Below are 873 nucleotides of genomic sequence, written 5' to 3'. Positions count from 1 at the left end.
TTCGGGTCTTTCAGGCTGGCCCGCACTCGTTGTTGCACTTTTTTGATGGATGGACATACACCTTCAAAAGCGCGCCTAGACTGCGAACCAGCCTGAAAGACTGAGCATGCAAGGAGTTATTCAGAGGCTCCTTAACCCGGCAAGCTCAGCCTTCCCNGGTCGCTTGTCAGCGTAGCGTGACGCTGATCAACAACAACAGCGCAAGAATGACCACCGCGCCTTTCCACATTCTCAATTGCCGGATGTTACTGTCGGCCACCGGTTTGTTACTGCGTACCGGGCGGCGTAATGCGTCACGGAATTCCGCCGCGTCGGTGAAGCGCATCTTTGGTTGCCGTTGCAGCGCCAGTTGCAGCACGTTGTTGATCCACAGGGGGATAAACGCATTGTGGCCCTGCAGGGGGGGCAGCGGGCGGTGCACGGCTTTTTCATAGCGTCCCTGCCAGGGCAGGGCACCGGTGAGCATTTCATGAATAATGACGGCGGTGGAGAACAGGTCGCTCTGCTCGCTGGGCGCTTCGCCTTCCACCAGCTCCGGTGCACTGTAATGCCGAGTGCCCAGAGGAATGCTGGCAGTGTGTTGCTCCATGCCCCGGCAATGGCAGCTGCCAAAATCCACAATACGAACCAGCCCCTCGGTATCCACCATGATGTTGTCCGGTTTCAGGTCGCCGTGAATCACATCGGCACGGTGCAGGGCGCGAATGCCATTAAGTAACTGGTCGGCCAGATAGAGCTTCTCTTCAACCGGTGCGTCCGGGTGCTCCTTTAGCCACTGCTTCAAGGTCACTCCGTCGATAAATTCCAGGTGTTGATACAGGCAGCTTGGCGCGTCGGGCATGGGCAGGGCATGGAGCAAGTGCGGATTGCGCA

At 57.9% G+C, this 873-nt stretch carries 1 protein-coding gene; it reads right to left on the bottom strand.

Annotated features, from left to right (window positions below):
• Window positions 1-166: 166 nt before the first annotated feature.
• The coding region (locus A3754_RS04390) for a serine/threonine-protein kinase (RefSeq protein ID WP_156496777.1) at window positions 167-873 on the bottom strand (707 nt) is incomplete at its 5' end.

This window comes from Alcanivorax sp. HI0083 (assembly GCF_001635175.1).
This window is presented reverse-complemented; position numbering and strand designations above follow the sequence as displayed.